Consider the following 6,589-nt stretch of genomic DNA (forward strand, 5'->3'; position numbering starts at 1 on the left):
GGGCTCGGGCGGCCCCTCAGGTGGCGGTCGTCTGCGCCGTGTGCAGCCAGACGCGGAGCGGGCCCAGCCCGGTGAAGCCGTGCCGGGCCGCCGTCCGGAGGTCCTCCCCGCTCTCGTACCCCACGATCGGCAGCTCCGGCCACAGCTCCGCGATCCCGGCGAGGGCGCCCGCCCAGGCCTCGTCGTCCCCGGCCCCGCCGGCGGCGAACACGTTCGACACCCCGACCACGCCGGCGGCCGCGTTCGCCACGGCCCCGGCCCGGATCCGCCCGTCCGCGTCCCGTCCCGCGAGGAAGGCGATGTCCCCGGTCAGCAGCCCCGGGTGGAACAGGCCCGAGCTGCGCTCCCCGTCCCAGGCGGCCTCCCACCGGCCGAGCTCCGCGGCGTCCGCGACCCGCGACCAGGCCAAGGCCGGCGCCGTCCCGCCGAGCGCGGCGGCGTCCGCCGGGCGGTGGATCCACTGCGCCTCGAACAGGACCTCGAAGCCGGCCGGGGCCAGGTCGAGCACGGCGAAACTATCCTTGACCGAGCAGCCTGGGGAGTCCGTGTCCAGCGCGGCCGCCAGGGCGGCGGCCGGGACGTCCCGGGTCAGGGTCACCGCGTCCGGGTAGTAGGGCGGGGTGCGGCGCGCGCTGGTCCAGGCGTCCGCGGTGAACTCGCCGCCGCCGCAGACCGCGGCGCACCAGGCGGCGTTGTTGCGCGCGGCCGCGTGCAGAAGTTCCCCGGCATTCTGGATGGTGATCACCGCGGCATGATCACACACGGCCTAGCCTGGCACGATGCGAATTTCCACGTACGTCGCCGAGGGCGAGCGCGTCGGACTGCGCCCCTTCCGGCCCGCCGACGGCCCCGAGTTCACCGCCCGGGTGCGCGAGAGCCGGGAACTGCACCGCCCCTGGCTTTTCCCGCCCGCCACCATCGAGGAGTACGAGCCGTACGCCGCCCGGCTGGCCGAGGGCGAGGGCCGCGCCGGATTCCTCGTCTGCGAACTCTCCACCAGCGCCATCGCCGGATTCATCAACATCAACAACATCGTTCGCGGGGCCTTCCAGTGCGGCGCCCTCGGCTACGGCGCGTTCGCGCACGCCGCCGGGCGCGGCCTCCTCGGCGAGGCCCTCGGCCTCGTCCTCGGCCACGCCTTCGCCCCGGAGCGGTCCGGCCTCGGCCTGCACCGCCTGGAGGCCAACATCCAGCCCGGCAACACCGCCTCCATCGCCCTCGTCCGCGGCCGGGGCTTCCGGCTGGAGGGCCTGTCGCCGGACTTCCTCTTCATCGACGGGGCCTGGCGCGACCACGAACGCTGGGCGATCACCGCCGAGATGACCTGACCCCGGTCCGGCCGGATCCCCGGCACGGCCGGTCCGGTCAGTGCTCGCGGCCTTCCGGAGAGTGTGGACTCGGACGTCGTGCACGTGGAGGGTCTCGCGAGCGCGCTGTACGTTGAGTCGCCCGCGGACGTGGCGGTCTACAACGCGCCATACGAGCACCTCCGGGCTCACGCGCTGCCACTCGCCCCGTCGGTTGACCTCGCGGGCACCGCTGTGCCCGGAGCCGATTCCCGCGGAACCCGTCGCCGGTGCCTTCGTGTGACCGGCCTGGCCACGGCTTTGCGTAATCCTGACCGGTGGTGATCCGCGGATCCCCTGTGCACCGGCCGCCGCGGCGTGTTCCATTTCCCTCATGGCCACCACCGTCCGCCGTGCCGTACTGACCCTGCCCGCCGCCCCGTTGGGGCCCGAGAACCCACTTCCCGCGCTCGGCGCGCCCGCCGGCGCCCACGTCCTGGACGAGCGCGCCCGCCCCGGGCTGCCCCGCGACACGGCCCGGCAGGCAGGCTACGGGCCGCTGCGCTCGCTGCTGCCCGTCCGGATCCTCGACGGCTACGGACGGCAGCGGCAGGAACGGGAGTTCCAGGCGCTCGTCCTGGAGAACGCCCACCTGCGGGCCACCGTCCTGCCCGGCCTCGGCGGCCGCGTCCACTCCCTCGTCCACGTACCGACCGGCCGCGAACTCCTCTACCGCAACCCGGTGTTCCAACCGGTGAACTTCGCCCTGAACGGCGCCTGGTTCTCCGGCGGCATCGAATGGAACATCGGCGCCACCGGCCACACCACCCTGTCCTGTGCCCCCCTGCACGCCGCGACCGTACCGGCGCCCGACGGCGGGGTGATGCTGCGGCTGTGGGAATGGGAACGGCTGCGCGACCTGCCGTTCCAGGTCGACCTGTGGCTGCCGGACGACTCTGAGTTCCTGTACGCGGGCGTCCGCATCCGCAACCCGCACGAGCGGCCCGCACCCGTCTACTGGTGGTCCAACACCGCCGTTCCCGAGGACCACGGCACCCGCGTCCTCGCCCCCGCCGACGAGGCCTGGCTCCCCCACTGCCCCGAGGGCGCGGGAGGTGCCCCCGCCGGCCACGAGCGCAGCCTGCGCCGCATCCCGGTCCCCGACTGGCAGGGCGCGGACCGCACGTACCCGCTGCGCAGCGAGTACGCGGCGGACTTCTTCTACGAGATCGGCCACGAGGCCGACCCGGCCGGCGGGGCCGGGACGCGCCCCTGGATCGCCGCCCTGGACTCCGCCGGCAGCGGTCTCGTCCAGACCTCCACGGACGTACTGCGCGGCCGGAAGCTCTTCGTGTGGGGCTCCGGCGCGGGCGGCCGGCGCTGGCAGGACTGGCTGACCGGGCCGGGCATCGGCGGCTACGCCGAGATCCAGGCAGGGCTGGCCCGCAGCCAGCTGGAACACGTACGCCTGGACGCCGGGGCCGAGCTGAGCTGGCTGGAGGCGTACGGCCCGCTGACCGCGGACCCGGCGGCCGTGCACGGCTCCGACTGGGCGGCGGCCCGCGCCGAGGCGGGCCGGGCCCTGGACGCGGCCCTGCCCCGGGACCGGGTCGAGGCGGCGTACGCGGCCTGGCGCGGCACGGCCGACACCGAGCCCGGGGAGCGGCTGGCCCGCGGCTCGGGATGGGGAGCCCTGGAAGTCCTGTGCGGCGGCTACAAGCTGCCCGGCACCCCCTTCGCCGAGTCCGACATGGGGGAGGAACAGCAGTCCTGGCTGGAGCTGTGGCGCAGCGGCGTCCTCCCCGACCCGGGCCCCACGGCGCCCCCCGGGCCGAGCCTGGTCGCCCCGCACTGGCGGGACATGCTGGAGACGGCCCCCGCCGACCCGCTCACCGAATACCACCTGGGCGTGGCCCAGTGGCATGCGGGCGACGTCGCCCAGGCGGTCCGCAGCTGGGAGCGCGGACTCCTCCGGGCCGCGTCGCGCTGGCCGCTGCTGCGCTGCCTGGCGGCCGCGGACACCCTGTCCGGGGACCCGGGGCGCGGGGCCCGGCGGTACGCGGAGGCCTTCGCCGACCTCGCGCAGGCGAGCCGTGGCGGCGCCGCCTGGGAGGCCGCCGAGTCCGCGCTGGGCCGGGAGGCGATGACCGCCCTGCTGGAGACCGGCCGCCCGGACGAGGCCCGCTCGGTGTGGGACCGGCTGCGCCCCGCCCTGCGCGAGCAGCCCCGCTTCCGCCTGCTCGCGGCGCTGCTGCTGGCGGCGGAGGGCCACATGGCCGCCGCCCGCCGCGTCTTCGAGGACGGCTTCGAACTCCCCGACCTGCGGGAGGGCGACGAGATCCTGGCGGAGGTCTGGTCCCGCATCACGGACCGCCCCCTCCCGCCGGAGTACGACTTCCGCATGCGCCCGCCGGGTTGAGACACACCCCGCCCCGGCCGGGGCTGATGTGGCTGCCGGGCGGGATCAGAAGTGGTTCAGGAGGGCGCCCCGCGTCTGCGGGCCGATCCGCCCGTCGACCACGAGGCCCGCGGCCTGCTGGAACGCCCTCACGGCGGCGAGGGTCACCGGGCCGAAGTCCCCGTCGACCGGCCCGGGGTCGTGGCCGTGGGCCAGGAGAAGGCCCTGCGCGTTCCTCACGTCCTGGCCCTGGGCGCCCCGCACCAGGACCGGGTTCGGGATGGAGGCCCGGCCCGGCTGGACCTTGCCCCACACCGCCGGGCGGCCCTCCTGCTCGCCCAGGACGCAGAACCACAGGCCGGCCGACCCGCGCTGCTCGACCACCAGCAGATCGCCCGGCCGCCCGACTGCCGGAAGCCCGGCGCCCAGCGGGACCGGCGCGAGCCGGAGCTGCGGCCCCCTGGCCGAGGAGAACAGGCCGCCGGGCCCGGCGTTGCCGTCGCCCGACACCCCCGGACCGCTGTCGCTGTTGCCCGACACACCGCTGCCGGATCCGCTCTCGCCCAGGACCCCGACGCCCGGGCCGTGCCAGGCTCTCCTCGTACGCCCCGCACTTCGTCCCCACGACGTTGGCCCCGGACTCGGTGTCCGTCGACTTCGTCGAGAATCCGGCGCGCGGGAATCCGGCACCGGTCAACGAAGGTCCCACAGTGGTGAATTGGTCCTCGTGAGGCATGTCCTCACCCCCTGGGGCGGCCTCGTGTGCGGATGCCCCGCCGACGGTTCCGGCGTCCTGCGCCGCGGGCCGCCCGCAAGCCGGGGCCGCGTGACCGCCCTTGGGTGGCGGGGTGGGACGGGGGCGAGGAGAGTGGCTGGAGGGGAGCACGCCACGGCAGGAGGCGGTGAGACCCATGCCCGTGAGACCCATGTCCGAGACGCTGCTCGAACAGCACGCCGCCGCGCTCAGGCTCTTCGGCGAGCGCGTGCGCGCCGTCGCGGACGACCAGTGGGGCGCCCCGACCCCGTGCACGGAGTGGACCGTGCGCGACCTCGTCAACCACGTCACCGGCGAGCAGCTGTGGATCCCGCCGCTGGTCACCGAGGGCAGCACCGTCGCCGACGTCGGCGACCGGTTCGCCGGCGACGTGCTCGGCGAGGACCCGGTCGCCGCCTGGGAGCAGGCCGCCGACGCCGCGCACGCCGCGTTCGCCGCGCCCGGAGCGCTGGAGCGCACCGTCGCGCTGTCGTACGGGCCCGCGAAGGCGGCGGCGTACTGCGCGGAGCTGACCGCGGACTGCGTCGTGCACACCTGGGACCTCGCGCGGGGCATCGGCGCCGACGACCGGCTCCCCGGCGACCTCGTCGAGTTCTCCCTCAAGGAGGTCATGCCGTACGCGGACGGGCTCGCGGCCGGCGGGATGTTCGCGCCGCCGCTGGAGATCCCGCCGGGCGCCGACGCCCAGACCAGGCTGCTGGCCCTGGTCGGCCGGAAGGGCTGACACAACGGGCGGAATGCGGCCGACAATCATATAAAGGGCATGATCGGTCGGCGGATCGGTACGGACGCGTCAGGACGAGCCGGGGAAGGCAGGGCCAGGTGGAGGGGATGCGGCGCACGGCGGAGGGCAGGGGGCCGGTCCGGTTCGGGCCGCTCGCGCCTCCGCCCGGGCTGCCCGTGCCGCCCGAGCTCACCGCCGTCCTGGCCGCGGCCGCCGAACGCTCCGCCCCCGAGCCCCCGGGCGGCGGCGCCCCCGTACACGAGGCCGCCTGCCGGCACTGGGAGCGGCGCGGGCTCGCCGTCGACCCGGAGCACGTGGCCGCCGCCCCCGGAGCGCCCGCGCTGCTGCTGGCGCTGATCGGCGCGTACGGGGGCGACGTGATGCTGCCCCGGCCGTGCCCGGCGTGGTGGACCCCGCAGGTCCGGCTGCTGGGGCGGCGGGCGTACCACGTGCCGACCCCAGCCGAGTGCGGGGGCGTTCCCGACCCGTACGCCCTGCTGGAGACCGTACGCCGGGTACGGGCCGAGGGCGGCGACCCGCGGGTACTGCTGCTGTCCGTCGCCGACGACCCGACCGCGACCGTGCCGCCGCCGGAACTGCTGCTGGAGGCCTGCGAGGCCGCCGTCACCGCCGATCTGTTCGTCGTCAGCGACGAGAGCTGGCGCGACACCGTGCACCGGCCGCACGACACCCTCGTCCTCAGCCCCGCCGAGATGCTGCCGGACCGGGTCGCCGTCCTCCTCGACCTGTCCGGCGCCCTGCTGCCCGCCGGCTGGCCCGCCGCCGTCGCCCGCTTCCCCGGCACGCCCCAGGGCACCTGGCTGCGGGCCCGCACCCTCGACGTCCTCGCCGCCACCGGAGCCCTGGTCGCGGCGCCCGTCGCCGCGGCCGCGGCGCACGCCCTCCACGAACCCGACGCCGTCGCCGCACGCGCCCGCGCGGCCGCCGCCCTGCACGGGGCGGTCGCCGCCGCCGTCCACCGGCACCTGCTCGCCGCCGGAGCCCTCGCCCGGCCGCCGCAGGCCGGCCGCCACGTGTACGCCGACCTGACTCCGCTGCGCCCCGGGCTCGCCCGGCACGGCGTCCGCGACGCCATGGAGCTGGAGGACTGGCTCGGCGCCCGGCTCGGCGCCCCCACGCCCGGCGGCCAGCGCTTCGCCGACGAGCTGGGCGAGCTGCGGGTCCGCCTGTCCACCGGGCCGCTGCTCGGCGCGGACCCGGCGGAACGGCTCGCCGCGCTCACCGCCCCCGACCCCCTCGAACTCCCGCACCTGCGCGCCTCCCTGGACCTCCTCGACTCGGTCCTGGCCGGGCTGGCCACCTGACCGGGTCCACGCCGACGCCGACCGACACGACGAGCGGAGACTTCTCGATGAGGGACCTGCCCCCCGCCGCCGCCCCGGGAC

The 6,589-nt window shown here is 76.4% G+C and carries 7 protein-coding genes; 5 read left to right on the top strand and 2 right to left on the bottom strand.

Features of this window, described 5'->3' with window-relative positions:
• Positions 1-16: 16 nt before the first annotated feature.
• Positions 17-745 carry a hypothetical protein gene (locus tag HYE82_RS32570; protein ID WP_309144520.1) on the bottom strand — a complete coding sequence of 243 codons (729 nt, stop codon included), beginning with the start codon at positions 743-745 and terminating at the stop codon, positions 17-19.
• 34 nt (positions 746-779) lie between these two features.
• On the opposite strand from HYE82_RS32570, the gene HYE82_RS32575 reads away from it, so the two are divergent.
• Genes HYE82_RS32575 through HYE82_RS32580 form a run of 3 tightly spaced genes read left to right on the top strand, consistent with a single transcriptional unit; the run spans position 780 to position 3,705 of the window.
• Positions 780-1,328 carry a GNAT family N-acetyltransferase gene (locus HYE82_RS32575; protein WP_179177816.1) on the top strand — a complete coding sequence of 183 codons (549 nt, stop codon included), beginning with the start codon at positions 780-782 and terminating at the stop codon, positions 1,326-1,328.
• Positions 1,329-1,343: 15 nt separating this feature from the next.
• Complete coding sequence (locus tag HYE82_RS38640; protein WP_309144522.1) at positions 1,344-1,631, top strand: Scr1 family TA system antitoxin-like transcriptional regulator; 288 nt, start codon at positions 1,344-1,346, stop codon at positions 1,629-1,631.
• 49 nt (positions 1,632-1,680) lie between these two features.
• Positions 1,681-3,705, top strand: coding sequence for a DUF5107 domain-containing protein (locus tag HYE82_RS32580; protein ID WP_179177817.1), 2,025 nt, complete (start codon positions 1,681-1,683; stop codon positions 3,703-3,705).
• Between the two features lie 45 nt (positions 3,706-3,750).
• On the opposite strand, the gene HYE82_RS39120 is transcribed toward HYE82_RS32580, so the two are convergent.
• Positions 3,751-4,224 carry a peptidoglycan-binding domain-containing protein gene (locus HYE82_RS39120; protein ID WP_309144521.1) on the bottom strand — a complete coding sequence of 158 codons (474 nt, stop codon included), beginning with the start codon at positions 4,222-4,224 and terminating at the stop codon, positions 3,751-3,753.
• 371 nt (positions 4,225-4,595) lie between these two features.
• Here HYE82_RS39120 and HYE82_RS32590 point away from each other — a divergent pair, with 371 nt between their 5' ends.
• Both HYE82_RS32590 and HYE82_RS32595 read left to right on the top strand, forming a co-directional pair.
• A complete protein-coding gene (locus HYE82_RS32590) occupies positions 4,596-5,183 on the top strand; it encodes a TIGR03086 family metal-binding protein (protein WP_256987976.1) in 588 nt (195 codons plus the stop codon).
• Between the two features lie 107 nt (positions 5,184-5,290).
• Complete coding sequence (locus HYE82_RS32595) at positions 5,291-6,508, top strand: aminotransferase class I/II-fold pyridoxal phosphate-dependent enzyme (protein WP_179177818.1); 1,218 nt, start codon at positions 5,291-5,293, stop codon at positions 6,506-6,508.
• The last annotated feature ends 81 nt before the right edge of the window (positions 6,509-6,589 follow it).

Source organism: Streptomyces sp. BR123, from assembly GCF_013401435.1.
GTDB lineage: Bacteria > Actinomycetota > Actinomycetes > Streptomycetales > Streptomycetaceae > Streptomyces.